General features: G+C 69.6%; 19 protein-coding genes and 1 riboswitch. Of the genes, 14 read left to right on the top strand and 5 right to left on the bottom strand.

Going from position 1 to position 15,205, the window contains the following annotated elements; genetic code table 11:
* The first annotated feature begins 112 nt into the window (after positions 1-112).
* Positions 113-805: an NUDIX hydrolase gene (locus HQ306_RS14155; RefSeq protein WP_056441389.1), complete on the top strand. Its 693-nt coding sequence runs from the start codon at positions 113-115 to the stop codon at positions 803-805.
* A 3-nt stretch (positions 806-808) separates the two neighbouring features.
* Here HQ306_RS14155 and thiE read toward each other — a convergent pair whose 3' ends face one another.
* The gene (gene thiE / locus HQ306_RS14150; protein ID WP_056442251.1) at positions 809-1,492 is read right to left on the bottom strand and encodes a thiamine phosphate synthase; all 684 of its coding nucleotides are present in this window, start codon (positions 1,490-1,492) and stop codon (positions 809-811) included.
* Positions 1,493-1,597: 105 nt separating this feature from the next.
* A riboswitch (TPP riboswitch) is annotated at positions 1,598-1,705 on the top strand.
* Here thiE and thiO point away from each other — a divergent pair.
* The 7 genes from thiO to HQ306_RS14115 all read left to right on the top strand — a co-directional run bounded on the left by thiO (position 1,698) and on the right by HQ306_RS14115 (position 7,983).
* Positions 1,698-2,792, top strand: a complete 1,095-nt coding sequence (gene thiO, locus HQ306_RS14145) for a glycine oxidase ThiO (RefSeq protein ID WP_222632086.1) — start codon at positions 1,698-1,700, stop codon at positions 2,790-2,792. It overlaps the preceding riboswitch by 8 nt.
* A 9-nt stretch (positions 2,793-2,801) precedes the next feature.
* On the top strand, positions 2,802-3,008 hold the full coding sequence (thiS, locus tag HQ306_RS14140) for a sulfur carrier protein ThiS (protein ID WP_027506232.1): 207 nt from the start codon (positions 2,802-2,804) through the stop codon (positions 3,006-3,008).
* Complete coding sequence (locus tag HQ306_RS14135) at positions 3,001-3,759, top strand: thiazole synthase (protein WP_027506233.1); 759 nt, start codon at positions 3,001-3,003, stop codon at positions 3,757-3,759. The genes thiS and HQ306_RS14135 overlap by 8 nt, the downstream gene beginning before the upstream one ends.
* A gap of 102 nt (positions 3,760-3,861) precedes the next feature.
* Positions 3,862-4,821, top strand: a complete 960-nt coding sequence (locus HQ306_RS14130) for an ABC transporter ATP-binding protein (protein ID WP_056442255.1) — start codon at positions 3,862-3,864, stop codon at positions 4,819-4,821.
* On the top strand, positions 4,818-5,612 hold the full coding sequence (locus HQ306_RS14125; RefSeq protein ID WP_027506235.1) for an ABC transporter permease: 795 nt from the start codon (positions 4,818-4,820) through the stop codon (positions 5,610-5,612). The genes HQ306_RS14130 and HQ306_RS14125 overlap by 4 nt, the downstream gene beginning before the upstream one ends.
* A 25-nt stretch (positions 5,613-5,637) precedes the next feature.
* The gene (locus HQ306_RS14120; protein ID WP_222632084.1) at positions 5,638-7,122 is read left to right on the top strand and encodes a M28 family peptidase; all 1,485 of its coding nucleotides are present in this window, start codon (positions 5,638-5,640) and stop codon (positions 7,120-7,122) included.
* Positions 7,123-7,164: 42 nt separating this feature from the next.
* Positions 7,165-7,983, top strand: a complete 819-nt coding sequence (locus tag HQ306_RS14115; RefSeq protein WP_197027813.1) for an adenylate/guanylate cyclase domain-containing protein — start codon at positions 7,165-7,167, stop codon at positions 7,981-7,983.
* On the opposite strand, the gene thiD is transcribed toward HQ306_RS14115, so the two are convergent.
* Complete coding sequence (thiD, locus tag HQ306_RS14110) at positions 7,945-8,799, bottom strand: bifunctional hydroxymethylpyrimidine kinase/phosphomethylpyrimidine kinase (protein ID WP_027506237.1); 855 nt, start codon at positions 8,797-8,799, stop codon at positions 7,945-7,947. The two genes, HQ306_RS14115 and thiD, sit on opposite strands and share 39 nt — an antisense overlap.
* Positions 8,800-9,008: 209 nt before the next feature.
* Between thiD and HQ306_RS14105 the strand changes: the two genes are divergently transcribed.
* Both HQ306_RS14105 and HQ306_RS14100 read left to right on the top strand, forming a co-directional pair.
* Positions 9,009-9,335 carry a GNAT family N-acetyltransferase gene (locus HQ306_RS14105; protein WP_056442260.1) on the top strand — a complete coding sequence of 109 codons (327 nt, stop codon included), beginning with the start codon at positions 9,009-9,011 and terminating at the stop codon, positions 9,333-9,335.
* Between the two features lie 87 nt (positions 9,336-9,422).
* Positions 9,423-9,803, top strand: coding sequence for a GNAT family N-acetyltransferase (locus HQ306_RS14100; protein ID WP_222632082.1), 381 nt, complete (start codon positions 9,423-9,425; stop codon positions 9,801-9,803).
* On the opposite strand, the gene HQ306_RS14095 is transcribed toward HQ306_RS14100, so the two are convergent.
* The 3 genes from HQ306_RS14095 to HQ306_RS14085 are packed head-to-tail and all read right to left on the bottom strand — an operon-like array spanning position 9,710 to position 12,071.
* Positions 9,710-10,543, bottom strand: a complete 834-nt coding sequence (locus HQ306_RS14095; protein WP_056441401.1) for an exodeoxyribonuclease III — start codon at positions 10,541-10,543, stop codon at positions 9,710-9,712. The two genes, HQ306_RS14100 and HQ306_RS14095, sit on opposite strands and share 94 nt — an antisense overlap.
* A gap of 11 nt (positions 10,544-10,554) precedes the next feature.
* On the bottom strand, positions 10,555-11,478 hold the full coding sequence (locus HQ306_RS14090; protein ID WP_222632080.1) for a GNAT family N-acetyltransferase: 924 nt from the start codon (positions 11,476-11,478) through the stop codon (positions 10,555-10,557).
* Positions 11,475-12,071 (bottom strand): peptide deformylase, encoded by a 597-nt coding sequence (locus HQ306_RS14085; RefSeq protein ID WP_027506240.1) that lies wholly within the window; start codon positions 12,069-12,071, stop codon positions 11,475-11,477. The genes HQ306_RS14090 and HQ306_RS14085 overlap by 4 nt, the downstream gene beginning before the upstream one ends.
* A gap of 271 nt (positions 12,072-12,342) precedes the next feature.
* Between HQ306_RS14085 and HQ306_RS14080 the strand changes: the two genes are divergently transcribed.
* From HQ306_RS14080 to HQ306_RS14065, 4 genes are all read left to right on the top strand, one after another.
* Positions 12,343-12,651, top strand: coding sequence for a DUF3263 domain-containing protein (locus HQ306_RS14080; protein WP_027506241.1), 309 nt, complete (start codon positions 12,343-12,345; stop codon positions 12,649-12,651).
* A gap of 129 nt (positions 12,652-12,780) precedes the next feature.
* Positions 12,781-13,257, top strand: a complete 477-nt coding sequence (locus HQ306_RS14075) for a LytR C-terminal domain-containing protein (protein ID WP_222632640.1) — start codon at positions 12,781-12,783, stop codon at positions 13,255-13,257.
* Positions 13,258-13,304: 47 nt separating this feature from the next.
* Positions 13,305-14,036: a superoxide dismutase family protein gene (locus HQ306_RS14070; RefSeq protein WP_027506243.1), complete on the top strand. Its 732-nt coding sequence runs from the start codon at positions 13,305-13,307 to the stop codon at positions 14,034-14,036.
* A gap of 41 nt (positions 14,037-14,077) precedes the next feature.
* Positions 14,078-15,193: a glutamate--cysteine ligase gene (locus HQ306_RS14065; RefSeq protein WP_037186102.1), complete on the top strand. Its 1,116-nt coding sequence runs from the start codon at positions 14,078-14,080 to the stop codon at positions 15,191-15,193.
* Positions 15,194-15,205 lie beyond the last annotated feature (12 nt).

Here is a 15,205-nt window from a genome sequence, read left to right as displayed (position 1 = left end):
CCCTTCCCGCGCGATCGGTCGCCCTCATGTCCGGATTCGAGCATAGGCCCACCGTGGTCCGAGCACAGGCAACGCGAGGAGCAATAAGGTGGGGGAATGCGGACGGTGAACCATGCGCGGTGACGGGGACGGCTGGGTCTTCAGCAGCGACGGGAGCCGGCACTGGGGACGACACGGCGCGGCCGGTCTGCTGTTGCGGGCTCCGACCGGGTCGGCGGGCTCCGTGGTGTTGCTGCAGCACCGTGCGGCCTGGAGTCATCAGGGCGGGACGTGGGCGCTGCCCGGTGGTGCCAGGGACAGTCACGAGAGCGCCGTCCACGCGGCCGTACGCGAGGCCGGCGAGGAGGCGGGCATCACCGACGACCTGCTGACCGTGCGGGACGAGCACGTCACCAAGGTCGAGGACTCGGGGTGGTCCTACACCACTGTGATCGCCGATGCGGAGCGCGAACTCGACACGGTTCCCAACGGTGAGAGCACCGAACTGCGCTGGGTCGCCGAGCACGAGGTGGACTCGCTGCCGCTGCACCCCGCCTTCGCCGAGAGTTGGCCGTCGCTGCGCACCGTGCCCGTCCGCGCCGTCCTGGCCGCCGACGCCCCCGACGACCTCCCGGCGCGCACCGTACGACTGGCCGTCGGCAGCTTCGGGTGGATCGTCGACACCGTGCGGGCCGAGAACGTGGACGCGGCGCTCGCCGCCGTCCGGAACGACACCGACCTGCGCGTCGTCGTCGTGACGGCCGACGACGCAGTGCGCTCGGCGGTTCCCGCCGACGTCACCGTCCTGTCGCCGGACGGACTCTGACGGTCAGACCGACGGCAGCAGATCGAGCAGTCGACGGGCCGCCGCCTCGGGGTCGCGAGCCTGCGTGATCGCCCGCACCACCGCGATGCGGGACGCGCCCGCCTCGAGCGCCTGCGCGACGTTGTTCTCCTCGACCCCGCCGATGACGAACCACGGCCGGGTGGGATGCGATTCGGCGACCTCACGCACGACGTCCAGGCCCGCGGCCGAACGGTTCGGCTTGGTGGGAGTCGCCCACACCGGTCCCGTGGCGAAGTAGTCGACGCCGTCCTCGATGTCGGCGAGCGTGGCCTGTGCCCGGTTCTGCGTGGAGCGCCCGATGACGACGTCCGGGCCCACGATGCGGCGCGCGTAGTGAACCGGCAGATCGTTCTGGCCGAGGTGCAGCACGTCGGCGCCCGAGGCGAGCGCCAGATCGGCACGATCGTTGACGGCCATCAGCGCGCCGTGACGGCGGCACGCGGCGGAGATGACCGCGAGAGCGGCGAGCTCGTCCTTCGCCTCGATGGCGCCGTACTTCTTCTCGCCCGCCGACCCCTTGTCGCGGAGCTGCACGATGTCGACGCCCCCGGACAGCGCCGCGTCCACGAACTTGGCCAGGTCGCCGGTGTCTCGGCGGGCGTCGGTGCAGAGGTACAGACGGGCGGTGGCGAGCCGCTCGCGGGCGGTGGTCCTCGAAGTCGTCACGAGTGTGAATGTAGTACCCACCTTTTCTGCGGGAAGGCCGGAGGCCGGTCGGGTGATGGCGGGAAGGCCGGAGGCCGGTCGGGTCATCAGCCGGTTAGGGTGAAGGGGAACGAACGCGGGAGTCCCGGACGGGGCTGAGAGTGGGCGAGGCCGCCCAGACCGTAACCACCTGACCCGGGTCATGCCGGCGGAGGAAGTGAGTTTCATGCAGCGATCCGTCTCCGTCGTGGGCGGCGGGGTGATCGGTCTCTTCTGCGCCCGCGCCGCCGCGGCGGCGGGATGGTCCGTCACCCTGCACGACCCGACGTTCGGTGCACGCGCTGTCGGCGACGGCGCCGCCAGCTGGGTGGCGGGCGGCATGCTCGCGCCGCTGTCCGAGGGCTGGCCCGGCGAACACGCACTCCTGGCACTCGGTTCCGCGTCGCTGCGGCGATGGCGCGATCCGGTGCTGCTCGCGGACCTGGAGGGTCGGGGCGTCGTCGTGTCGAGTGGGTCGTTGACCGTCGCGTTCGACTCGGCGGACGCGGCGGACCTGCGCACTGTCGCCGACTGGGTGGGTGCGCAGGGCCACGATCTCGAGATCCTCTCGCGCAGCGAGGTGCGCACTCTGGAGCCGTCACTGTCGCCGCGCGTTCGTCTGGGCCTGTCGGCGCCGGGGGAGTTGTCAGTGGACAACCGGGCGTTGGTGCTCGCGTTGGAGTCCGCGGTCCGCGACCGGGGAGTGCGGATCGAGCGTGCTCCCGTCACCGACCTCGACGCGCTCACCACCGATCGTGTGGTGGTCGCCGCGGGGTGGTCGACGTCCCGTCTGCTGCCGGACGTCCCGGTGCGGCCGGTGAAGGGCGAGATCCTGCGCCTGCGTGCGCGCCCCGGCTCGGCGAGTGCGCCGACGCGTACCGTCCGCGCGAGCGTCAACGGTCGCGCGGTGTACCTGGTCCCCCGTGGCGACGGTCTGGTGGTCGGTGCGACGCAGTACGAGCACGGTGACGACACCGCCGTGACCGTCGCCGGTGTCCGCGACCTCCTGGCGGACGCCGAGGCCGTGTTCCCGGCCGTCGGTGACTACGAGTTGGCGGAGACGGCGGCGGGCCTGCGGCCGGGGAGCCCCGACAACATCCCCGTGGTCGGGCGGTGGGACGACCGCGTGATCGTCGCCGCCGGGCACGGTCGCAACGGGGTGCTGCTCGCGCCCGTCACGGCGGACGCCGTGGTGGCAGAACTGGAGGGCGAGCCGTTGACGGAAGCGGTATGCGCTCTCCCCGAACGATTTTCGAGTCTCACGCGGACTCGGGCACGGTAGGAGACGAACATGACCGCAGTGGGTGTCACCGTCAACGGTGCGGATCACGACCTCGAGCCCGGCACGACGGTGCAGGACATGCTGACCCAGCTGGGTCTTCCCGAGAAGGGCATCGCCGTGGCGGTGGACGGAATCGTGCTGCCGCGCTCGCGGTGGGGCGAGGACGTGGGCCGCGGCTGGACCATCGAGGTGCTGACGGCGGTGCAGGGTGGCTGATCAGCTGACCATCGCCGACCGTACCTTCACGTCTCGCCTGATCATGGGGACCGGGGGCGCGGCCAACCTCGCGGTGCTGGAGGAGGCCCTCGTCGCATCGGGGACGGAACTCACCACCGTCGCTCTGCGCCGCGTCGACGCCTCGGGCGGCACCGGGGTGCTCGATCTCCTCACGCGCCTCGGCATCGCCCTGCTGCCCAACACGGCGGGATGTCGCGGCGCCGCCGAGGCCGTGCTCACCGCGCAGTTGGCGCGAGAGGCGCTGGAGACCGACTGGATCAAGCTCGAGGTGATCGCGGACGAGCGGACCCTCCTGCCCGACGCCATCGAGCTGGTGCGCGCCGCGGAGCAACTCGTCGACGACGATTTCGTCGTGTTGCCCTACACCACCGACGATCCGGTGCTCGCGCGTCGCCTCGAGGACGTGGGGTGCGCCGCCGTCATGCCGCTCGGATCGCCCATCGGGACGGGGCTGGGCATCGCGAATCCGCACAACATCGAGATGATCACCTCGGCCGCAGGGGTTCCCGTGGTGCTCGACGCCGGCATCGGCACGGCGAGCGACGCGGCACTCGCCATGGAGCTGGGGTGCTCGGCGGTGCTGCTCGCCACCGCGGTGACACGCGCTCGTGATCCGCGAATGATGGCCTCCGCCATGGCCGATGCGGTGCGCGGCGGACGATCGGCGGCGCTGGCGGGCCGGATCCCGAAACGGTTCTGGGCGCAGGCGTCCTCGCCCGACGTCGACTGATCACCCCGGGGGCGGCTCAGGGTCGCGTCATCCCTTCGGATGACCCGGGTCGAGACCCGGGAGCGATGTGGTCGGTGGTCCAGCTCGGGCATCCTGATGCACATGATCGAAGTGACAGGTTTGACCAAACAGTTCGGCGCGAAGAAAGCCGTGGACGATCTCTCCTTCACGGTGCGCCCGGGTATCGTGACGGGCTTCCTCGGCCCCAACGGTGCCGGCAAGTCCACCACGATGCGGATGATCCTCGGGCTCGATCAGCCCACGTCCGGAACGGCACTCATCGAGGGTCGGCCCTACCGTGAGCTGAAGAATCCCATTCGCACCGTCGGCGCTCTGCTCGACGCGAAGTGGGTGCACCCCAACAGATCCGCGCGCGCTCACCTGCAGTGGATGGCGGCCTCCAACGGCATCGCCTCGTCCCGCGTCGACGAGGTGCTCCGCCTCGTCGGTCTGTCCGAGGTGGCCAAGCAGAAGGCCGGCGGGTTCTCCCTCGGCATGTCGCAGCGACTCGGTCTGGCCGGTGCGTTGCTCGGTGACCCGAAGGTCCTGATGTTCGACGAGCCGGTCAACGGACTCGATCCCGAGGGCATCGTCTGGATCCGCAAGTTCATGCAGCGCCTCGCCGCCGAGGGGCGGACCGTGCTGGTGTCCTCGCACCTGCTCTCCGAGATGGCGCTCACCGCAGAACAACTGATCGTCATCGGCCGCGGTCGGCTCATCTCGGACTCGTCCGTGCAGGAGTTCGTCGACCGCGCCTCGGAGGCGTCGGTCCGCGTCCGCAGCCCCCAGCTCGACGCCCTGCGCAGCGCGCTCACGTCGGCAGGTCTGACGGTCAAGGAGCCCAGCAGCCTCGATCAGGTGCATCCGACCCTCGTGGTGGCCGAGTCCACCACGGAGGCGATCGGCGAGATCGCCGCGCGCCACAACATCGTCCTGCACGAGCTGGCGTCCCAGCACGGTTCGCTCGAGGACGCGTTCATGAAACTCACCGGTGACGACGTGCAGTACCACGGCGCCGGTACCGGTACCGATACTGACGTGATGGGAGGGGCACTGCGATGAGTGTGCTTGCAGCGGAACGAATCAAACTCACCTCGACGAAGTCGCCGTGGTGGTGCACCGTCATCATCGTGGCGCTCGGGCTGGGCATCGGTGCCGTCATCGGCATCACGGCCAAGTCGACGGTCACCACCGTGCAGAACGACATCGCCGCCGGAAACGACCCCGGCTTCGAGCCGTACCTGCCGACCCTCGCGGACGCCGTCGCCGGCGTCAGCGGGTTCGGCGTTCTCGTGCTCATGATTCTCGCGGCGCTGTCGATCACCAGCGAGTATCGCTTCGGCATCATCCGGACCACGTTCCAGGCCATCCCCAGCCGTGCCTCGGTACTCGGCGTGAAGGCGCTGCTCATCGGCGTCTTCGGTGCGGTGTTGTCCCTGGTGCTCACGCTGGGCGCGTTCTACATCGCGAAGGCCACGGCCGGTCCCGATGCGGGCGCCGCACTCGTGCTCGAGGGTTCGGACGCGTGGCGTGCCATCTACGGTGTCCCGATCTACGCCTTCCTGTGCGTCGTCCTCGCCGTGGGAGTCGGTGCGCTGCTGCGACAGTCGGCCGCCGCGATCGCACTGCTGCTCCTGTGGCCGCTGCTGATCGAGTCGCTGTTCAACCTGTTCGGCAGCATCGGGCGCGACATCATGCCCTTCCTCCCGTTCATGAACGCGAACAACTTCCTCGGCTCGCCCGGTGGAGTGGAGTACCACTGGGGACCGTGGGGCAGCCTGGCCTACTTCGCGGCCTTCGTCGCCGTCGTCTTCGGCGCCGCAGTGGTGGTGGTGAACAAGCGAGACGCGTGACCGCTCTTTCGTTAGGGTGACGTTCATGCGGACGACACGATCGACCCTGTCCATCGCGATCTGTGCGGCGGGAGTGCTCGCGCTGTCGTCCTGCTCCTCCGGCTCGTCCGGTGAGGGAGCCGCCCCGTCCGAGGAACCCGTGGCCGCACCGGTCACGGGTTCCTCGCTGTCCGAGGCCGTCACCCTCGACGCGGTGGTGAGCCACCTGCAGGAGCTCTCCGACATCGCCGACGCGCACGACGGGAATCGCGCCGCCGGCACCGCCGGATACGACGCCAGCGTCGACTACGTGGCCGGCACACTGCGGGACGCGGGCTTCGACGTCGAGACGCCCGAGTTCTCGTTCGACAGCTACACCCTCGACTCGGTGGCGCTGCGCGCTGCCGACCGCGACGTGCCGGTGAGCGCGTTCACGTACTCACCGGCCACGCCCGCCGGTGGGGTCTCCGGTCCGATCGTGGCAGCACCTGCCGACGACTCACCCGGGTGCGAGGCCACCGACTACGACGGCCTCACGCTGACCGGCGCGGTCGCTCTGGTCCCGCGCGGGGTGTGCTCTTTCGCGCAGAAGGGGCAGATCGCCGCCGATCGCGGCGCCGCCGCGATCATCGTGTCCAACAACGAGGACGGTCCGCTCGACGCCGGCACGCTCGGCGCGAGGGAGGATGCCCGCATCCCGTCGGTGGGTGTCAGCCGTGAGGACGGTGCCGCTCTGGCCGCGGCCCCGACCACCGCGCAGATCACGCTCGCCGCGGAGACCGAGACCACGACCAGCCGCAACATTCTCGCGCAGACCACGACGGGATCCACCGAGAACGTCGTCATGGCAGGAGCGCATCTCGACTCGGTCCCCGAGGGCCCGGGCATCAACGACAACGGCACCGGTACCGCCGCCGTGCTCGAGTCCGCTCTGCAGATGGGTGGCTCGCCGGACGTGACCAACGCCGTGCGGTTCGGGTTCTGGGGCGCGGAGGAACTCGGTCTGGTCGGATCCACGAAGTACGTCGAGGGACTGTCCGACGAGGACAAGGCCGCGATCGCGCTCTACCTGAACTTCGACATGGTCGGGTCGAACAACGCCGGCTACCTCGTCTACGACGGAGACGACTCGGATCAGGTCGGCGAGCCCGCCGGCCCCACCGGCTCGGACGCGATCGAGCGAGTCTTCGAGGAGCAGCTCACGACGCAGGACGCCGACGGCACCGACTTCGACGGGCGCTCGGACTACGGCCCCTTCATCGAGGTCGGCATCCCCTCGGGCGGTGTCTTCAGCGGCGCCGACGACGTGAAGACCGAGGAGCAGGCCGCGCGCTGGGGCGGGACGGCGAACGAGCCCTTCGACCCGAACTACCACACCGCCGAGGACACGCTCGAGAACGTCGACCGGGAGGCTCTCGGCATCAACTCGAAGGCCGTCGCCTACGGCATCGGCACGTACGCCGAGTCGGTGACGGGCCCGAACGGCGTCCCCGTGGGTGCCGATCGAGACGCTGCCCGTCAGGCCGAGTGACGTTTACTGTCACTCGGAGTAACGACAAGATAAGGTCGAGCGGTGAAGATCAGCGCAGGTGACGCCGCCCGTCGGGCCGCCGACGCTGCCCGCACCGTCAACCGGACGCCGCGGGTGGTCGAACTGGTCCGCCGCGTACGCGGAGTGCTGCCCGGTGATCCGTCGTTCGGCGATCCGCTCTCGACGGCCGGACCCGGAGCCGCGCGCATGGTCGCGCGGGTCACCGACCGGCTGCAGGGCGACGCTCCCGGCGCCTCGAAGGAACTCTCGCTGGGTGCGCTGCAGGTGTGGCAGGCGGTGCTCGAACGCGCGGGCCGCGGGCGGGGCGAACGTGAGGTCACCATCGTCTTCACCGATCTGGTCGGCTTCTCCACGTGGTCGCTGTCCGCCGGTGACGCCACCACGCTGGTGCTGCTCAAGCAGGTCGCCCGTGCGGTCGAGCGGCCGATGCTCGATCGCGGCGGTCACATCGTGAAACGCCTGGGGGACGGGCTGATGGCCGTCTTCCCCAGCGCGGACAACGCGGTGCGGGCCGTCTTCGAGGCGCAGACTGCTCTGGCGCGTGTCGACGTGAACGGCTACACCCCGCGGATGCGCGTCGGCATCCACACCGGTTGTCCGCGCGCCGTCGGATCGGACTGGCTCGGCGTCGACGTCACCGTGGCCGCGCGCGTCATGCAGACCGGTGCCGACGGCAACGTCATGATCTCGAACGCCGCGCTGGATCTGGTGTCACCCGAGGTGCTGGACACCGTCGGGCTGGCCACCAAGCCCTACCGGCGCGGGTTGTTCTCGCCGAAGCTGACCGGTGTTCCGGAGGATCTACGCATCAGCCGACTGGTGCAGTCGCCAGAGCGGTGAGACCGGGCCGTGCCCGTGGCCGAGGTCGTACGCGGCCTCGAGCGACTTCGTGACCCACTCCTTCGCGAACTCGAACGCGTCCGGCACCGCGTAGCCGTGGGCGAGGGCGCACGCCAGCGCTGCGGCGAGGGTGTCGCCGCCGCCGTGATCGTTGCCCGTGTCGATACGAGGGTTCGTGAACTCGAGCATCCGCTCACCGTCGAAGAGCAGATCGGTGCTCGACGACGAGGTCCGCAGGTGCCCACCCTTGACGACGGCCCACTGGGCGCCGAGAGCGTGCAGTGCCTCGGCGGCCCGTCGCGCCGTCACCTCGTCCTCGACGTCGATGCCGGTGAGCAGTCGGACCTCGTCGAGGTTGGGCGTGACGATCGTGGCGAGGGGAATGAGTCTGGTGCGCAGCGCATCCAGAGCATCGGCGTGCAGGAGGGAATCGCCGTGCATCGACGCCGAGACCGGGTCCACGACGAGCGGTACCGAGCCACCGCGGCCGATCCCGACCTCGGTGCACACGTCGGTGACGGCCTCGATGATGGCGGTGGACGCCAGCATGCCGGTCTTGGCCGCGCCGATGCCGATGTCCGACACCACCGTTCGCACCTGGTCGGCCACCACGGCGGGTGGGATCTCGTGAAAACCGCTGACTCCCACCGTGTTCTGCACCGTCACGGCGGCGACCGCGACGCAGGCATGCAGTCCGCACAGAGCGATGGTGCGCGAGTCGGCCTGGATTCCGGCGCCGCCGCCGGAGTCGGTGCCGGCGATGGTGAGGACGCGCAGTGGCGTCGTCCCGGAAGGTGCCAGAGGCAGCGTTGTCACACGCCGAACTGTACTCGAGCGCTTTTCCAGTGAGTTCGCCACATATTCACCCGCTCCCCGGCGAAGACGCGAATCCTGTGCAATAGTGGTCTACGTCACATGCACCCATGTGATGCACACGACCGCGGCGACGAGGCTGCTCGTGTCCCGCCCCGCGCCCGGGTTCGCACAGGAACCGGGTGAGCCCCACGGCCGCCAGGAGAAGAATGATGCTGTCGGATGCGCCCGTCACCGATGTGACAGACAACCCGCACCAGAACCGGTTCGAGCTCCGGCTCAACGGTGACCTCGTCGGGATCGTCGGGTACTTCCCCGTCGACTCCGTCGGACGCGGTGCGCGTCGTCAGCCCGTCGTCAGCTTCATGCACGCCGTCATCACCGAGGACTTCGGGCATCGCGGCCTCGCCGCCATCATGGTCCGCAACTCCCTCGACGCTGCTCGCGGCTACGGCTGGAAGGTGAAGCCGGTCTGCACCTACGTGCAGCGCTTCGTCGCCGAGAACCCCGAGTACCGCGACATGGTGACCGCCGACTGATCTCGACACCGTGACGACTTCGTCGCGATTGCGCATCAACAGTCACAGGAACACCATCCGTCACAACATCGATGGTGAACTGTTGTCATGGACACCAGTCTCGTGTCGGACGATCCGAGCAACTCGCGCTTCGTCCTGACCGTCGGCGATGCGCTCGTCGGCATCCTCGCGTACGAGGTCGCACCCGACAGCGACACGGTCGTGCTCCAGCACACCGTCGTCAAGGAGAAGTTCGGCGACCACGGGTGGGCAGCGGTCCTCGTGCGCGGCGCCCTCGACATCCTGCGTATCGGTGACCTGTCGATCTGGCCCCAGTGTTCCTACGTGCGGCGATTCATCGGCGCGAACATCGAGTACCTCGACATGGTGGCCGATCAGGCCCCGGCCGGCTCGGTCACCGCGGCGTCCCCGCCCAGCTCGACGACGACCGGCGCGTGGTCGCTGGCGCCCTTCCCCTTGCGCTCCTGACGATCGATCGAGGCGTCGGTGACCTGCGCCGCGAGTGCGGGTGAGGCCAGCACGAAGTCGATGCGGAGCCCTTCGCGGCGCGGGAAACGCAGCTGCGTGTAGTCCCAGTAGGTGTAGACACCGGGGCCGGGGGTGAACGGTCGCACCACGTCCGCGAATCCTTCGTCGACGATGGCTCGGAACGCGTCGCGCTCCGGTCCCGAGGTGTGCGTGCGGCCCTCGAACAGCGCCGGGTCCCAGACGTCGTCGTCGGTGGGGGCCACGTTCCAGTCACCGACCAACGCGATGCGTGCCTGCGGATCGGCGGCGAGCCACGACCGGGCGTCGTCGCGCAGGGTCGCGAGCCAGTCCAGCTTGTAGCGGTAGTGCGGGTCCTCGAGGGACCGTCCGTTGGGGACGTACAGGCTCCAGACGCGCACGCCCCCGCAGGTCGCGCCGATGGCCCGGGCCTCGTCGGCGGGCGGGACCTCCGGGTCCTTGCTGAACCCCGGCTGGTTCTCGAACCCGATCTGCACGTCGTCGAGCCCGACGCGTGACGCGATGGCGACACCGTTCCACTGACTCGTGCCCACGTGCGCGACCTGGTACCCGATGTCGGTGAAACGCTGGTACGGGAACTGCTCGTCCTTGCACTTCGTCTCTTGAATCGCGAGAACGTCGACATCGGAGCGCTCGAGCCAGTCGACGATGCGGTCGACTCGCGAGCGGACGGAGTTCACGTTCCAGGTAGCCAGGCGCACGGTGAGCGACCCTAGCCCGGGGCGGTGACACCCTCCGGGCTCGCGTAGCGGTAGCGATGATGCTCCGTGAAGCCGAGGCGCTCGTACAGCGATCGCGCCTCGTCGTTGTCCACCTCGACCTGGACGTAGGCGTGCGTCGCGCCGTGGTCGGCACCCCACCGCATCGCTTCGGCACACACCGCGGACCCGTGACCGCGCCGACGCTCGTCGGGTCGAGTGGCCACCGCGGTGATGCCGACCCAGCGTCGTCCGGTCGGCGATGCGGTGACGGCAGCGCGGGCGACCGCCGTGTCGCCTCGTCGGAGAAAGATCACGACACCGTCGGCGACCGCGATGAGAAGGTCCGGACGATCCCGGTAGCGGGGATGGTGCGCCAGCCATCGGTCGTCGGGCGCGGCGATGCGCTCGGTGTCCGTGTCCGTGTCCGGCCCGGTCGACGACGGGATCGGCAGCGTCAGCACCAGTGCCTCGGCCGACAGGCTCCATCCCGCCGGCGCCCGGAGAAGTCGGTCCGGCAACGACAGTGAGGGTTGCAGGTCCCGGTCGCGGTACCAGGCCGCGACGGCCGGCAGGTCGACGGCGGACGCGTCGGGACGCAGGGGGCTCGCCGAATTGCCGCGTCGGGTCACGCCGGCGCCGGCGCGGAGCAGCCATCCACCGATCCACTCCTGCTCGAGGCCCGGCCACGCATCGGCCGCCGCACTCTCGAGACCGCGGATCTCCGAATTGCGGACGGGCCGAGGTGCCAACGCCTTGAGTGCGACGATGCGCTCGGCCGGCACGGTCACCGGGTCACCGGACTCCGGCTGCACGGTCACCGCGGTGCCGGACGCCGCGAGGATGCCGATCACGTCGGTGAACGGCGGGGTCGACCCGTCCGGCAGGCGGTACCGCAGCACCACCCGCGAGCCCGGAACCGGGGCGTCCCGAGTCACTCGTCGTCGTCGTGGCCGAACGGATCCGCGACGGTGCCGGGGATCCAGCTCAGCCCGGGTACGCCCCACCCGTTCTTCTTGATGGCCTTCTTCGCCGCCCGCGCGTTGCGTCCGACCAGCACGTCGACGTAGAGGAAACCGTCGAGGTGGCCCACCTCGTGCTGCAGCATGCGCGCGAAGAAACCGTGCCCCTCGATGTCGACGGGCTCACCCTTCGCATCGGTTCCGGTGACACGCGCCCACTCGGCCCGACCCGTCGGGTGCTGCTCGCCGGGAACCGAGAGGCACCCCTCGTCGTCGTCGTCCGGATCGGGCATCGTCTCGGGAATCTCCGACGTCTCGAGAACCGGGTTGATCACCTCGCCGCGGCGGCGCGTCACCGTGCCGTCCTCGCTGTGGTCGGGGCAGTCGTAGATGAACAGTCGGAGCGGTTCACCCACCTGGTTGGCGGCCAGTCCGACACCCTTGGCGGCCTCGAGCGTGTCGTACATGTCCGCGATCAACGTCTCGAGTTCCGCGGGCGACGCCGTGACCTGCTGGGTGGGGGTGTGCAGCACCGGGTCACCGACGATACGGATGGGGAGAATTGCCATGGTCCAGAAGGATACTGCCCGCCCGGTGGACGATTTCTGGTCCGGTCGGCCGGGCCGAGACGCGCCGCGGTGTCGCCGCATCCCGGAGCCCGGTCCGTGGTTAGATTGGCGGCGAACGACACGGATGTGATTCACCGCCGTGCGCGGACCTCTTCGGGTCCGGGGGACGCGCGAGAACACGGTCACGGCCGGGTTCACACGGCACAGCCCGAGGTCGACGGCAGAGCTCGCGAGACGCGATGCCGAGGGCGGCACAGACGACAGGAGTGAGATGGACAGCGCTGCAGCGCGAAGTCACGGGCGAGCCGACGGGGCCGACGAGCCGAGTGACGGACTCTCCCGCCGGGAACACGACATTCTCTCGTTCGAGCGCCAATGGTGGAAGTACGCCGGCGCGAAGGAAGAAGCGATCAAGGAACTGTTCGACATGTCGGCGACCCGCTACTACCAGGTGCTCAACGCCCTGGTGGACAAGCCGGAGGCGCTGGCCGCGGACCCGATGCTCGTGAAGCGCCTGCGACGTCTGCGCGCGAGCCGGCAGAAGGCACGGGCTGCGCGTCGACTCGGCTTCGAGATCTGACGGGTGTCGTCCCGCGCCGCCCCGGGTCACCCGGTTCGGCCGAGTCGCTAGGCTCGCAGCGTGACTGATCAGACCCCCGCGAGCACTCCGACCCCGGACTCGTCCGGCCCACCGTTGCGAGCGCTGGCCATGGTTCTGCTGTCGCTGGCCGTCGTCTTCGCAGGTCTCGGCTTCTTCTCCCTCACGGGCTCGGACGAGGACACGCCCACCTCCACCGCAGCGGCCGTGACCACCACCGCCGCTGCCGCAGCACCCGCCGCGCCGCAGTCCGACGCGAGCGCCGGGTCGGCCGCCACGACGACGACCAGTGCGCCGTCCTCCACCACGGCCGCGGCACAGTCGTTGCGCGTCCTCAACAACAGCAATGTCAGCGGACTGGCCGCCGAGGTGGCGCAGACGCTCGAGTCGGCCGGTTTCACGGTCGGCGAGACCGGCAACTACAGCAGCGGCACCATCGCGGCCTCCACGGTCTACTACGACCCGTCGGTGTCCGGTCAGCAGGCCGAGGCCGAACGCATCGCGACCACACTGGGCTTCGGTGTCGAACCACGTTTCGAGGGCATCGAGTCCTCCACGCCCGGCATCATCGTCATCGTCACCGGGTGACTAGAGTTCAGGTCAGCACGTCCCCACACATCTAGGAGACCTTCACCATGGCCAGCTGGAAGCGCAGCCGAGTCGCACCTCGCACCCTCGTCGTGGCGCCTCTCGCCGCAGTAGCCCTGTTCGGCATGGTGGCCTGCAGCAACGGCGAGGAAGCCAGCGACGTCGCCGGCACGACTCCGCCCGTCTTCACCAGCTCCGCCGCACCCGCGGGTTCCGAGCACGGCGAGGAGTCCCACAGCGCGGGCGGCGAGGGTTCCGAGGGCGGGGGCTCGGCGACCGAGGCCGCGATGACCGGCGACCTGCGCAGCCCCGAGGGCGAGACCATGGGCACGGTCTCCTTCGCCGAGGTCGACGGGCACCTCGAGGTCACCGTCGAGGCAGAGGGTCTGACCCCCGGCTTCCACGGCCTGCACATGCATCAGAACCCCGTGTGCGAGCCCGATTCGGTCGCTCCCACAGGCGGCGAGCCCGGCGCATTCCTGTCCGCCGGCGGTCACCTGCAGGTGAACGGCAACACCGGCCATCCGGCCAGCGGCGACCTGACCTCGCTGCAGGTGCGTGAGGACGGCACCGCCGACCTCACGACGACGACCGACTCGGTCACGCTCGACGACCTGCGCGGCGGCGTGGCCGTCATCGTCCATTCGGGCGCCGACAACTTCGCCAACATCCCGACGCGCTACACGCTGCCCGACGGCCAGCCCGTTCCCGACGCGACGACCCTCAGCACGGGCGACGCCGGCAGCCGCGTCGCCTGCGCGGTCGTCGAGTCCGAGTAGACGGGCACGTCCCCCTGAAGAACGAGTCGAGATCGACCACGGTGCCGTTCGCCGGGTCGGAGCGTCCGACCATCGGCGTCGAGTGGGAGATCGCGCTCGTCGACCGCGTGTCGCGGGATCTGTCGAACACCGCCTCCGAGGTGATGGACGGCGTCGTGGAACTCGCTGGAGCGCACACGCCGCGCGTGACGAAGGAACTCCTGCGCAACACGGTCGAGTTGGTGACCGACATCTGCGACACCGTCGGTGAAGCGATCGACGATCTGAGCGAGTCGCTGGATCTGGTGCGCCGCGCCGCGGATCCGTTGGGAGTCGACCTGTTCTGCGCCGGGACACACCCGTTCGCCGAGTGGTCGTCGCAACAGCTCACCGCGGCCCCGCACTACGACGAGCTGATCGAGCGCACACAGTGGTGGGGTCGGCAGATGCTGATCTGGGGCGTCCACGTCCACGTCGGACTCCGCTCGGCCGACCGGGTCTTCCCGATTCTCAACTCGATCCTGCTGCAGTACCCGCACCTGCTCGCGCTGTCCGCGTCGTCCCCGATGTGGGCCGGGTCGGACACCGGCTACGCCAGCAACCGCGCGCTCATGTTCCAGCAGCTCCCCACCGCGGGACTGCCGTTCCAGTTCGAGACCTGGTCGCAGTTCGAGGGTTTCGTGCACGACCAGATGAAGACCGGCGTCATCTCGCAGCTCGGCGGCATGCACTGGGACATCCGTCCCGTGCCGCGGCTCGGCACCATCGAGATCAGAGTGTGCGACGGGGTGTCCACCAAGCGTGAGCTCGGTGCCCTGGTCGCCCTGATCCACTGCCTCGTGGTGTATCTCGACGAACGGCTCGATGCCGGCGAGCCGTTGCTCACGATCCCGCCGTGGCACGTGCAGGAGAACAAGTGGCGCGCCGCGCGATACGGCCTGGACGCCGAGATCGTGCTCGACGCCGACAGCAACGAGCGGCTCATGACCGACGACCTGTTCGACCTCCTGGAGAAGCTCACCCCGATCGCCGTACGGCTCGGTTGTGCGGACGAGCTGGGCCGCGTCGCGGACATCCCGCGCCAGGGTGCGTCGTATCAGCGTCAGCGTGCCGTGGCGGAGAGGTCGGGGGGCGACCTCATCGCCGTCGTCGACTCGCTCATCTCCGAACTTCGCTGACCAGAACGTCGC

Source organism: Rhodococcus sp. BP-160 (assembly GCF_019836205.1).
In the GTDB taxonomy this organism is placed as follows: domain Bacteria; phylum Actinomycetota; class Actinomycetes; order Mycobacteriales; family Mycobacteriaceae; genus Rhodococcoides.
The sequence above is the reverse complement of the archived record's forward strand: the minus strand, read 5'-3'. Positions and strand labels throughout refer to the sequence as shown.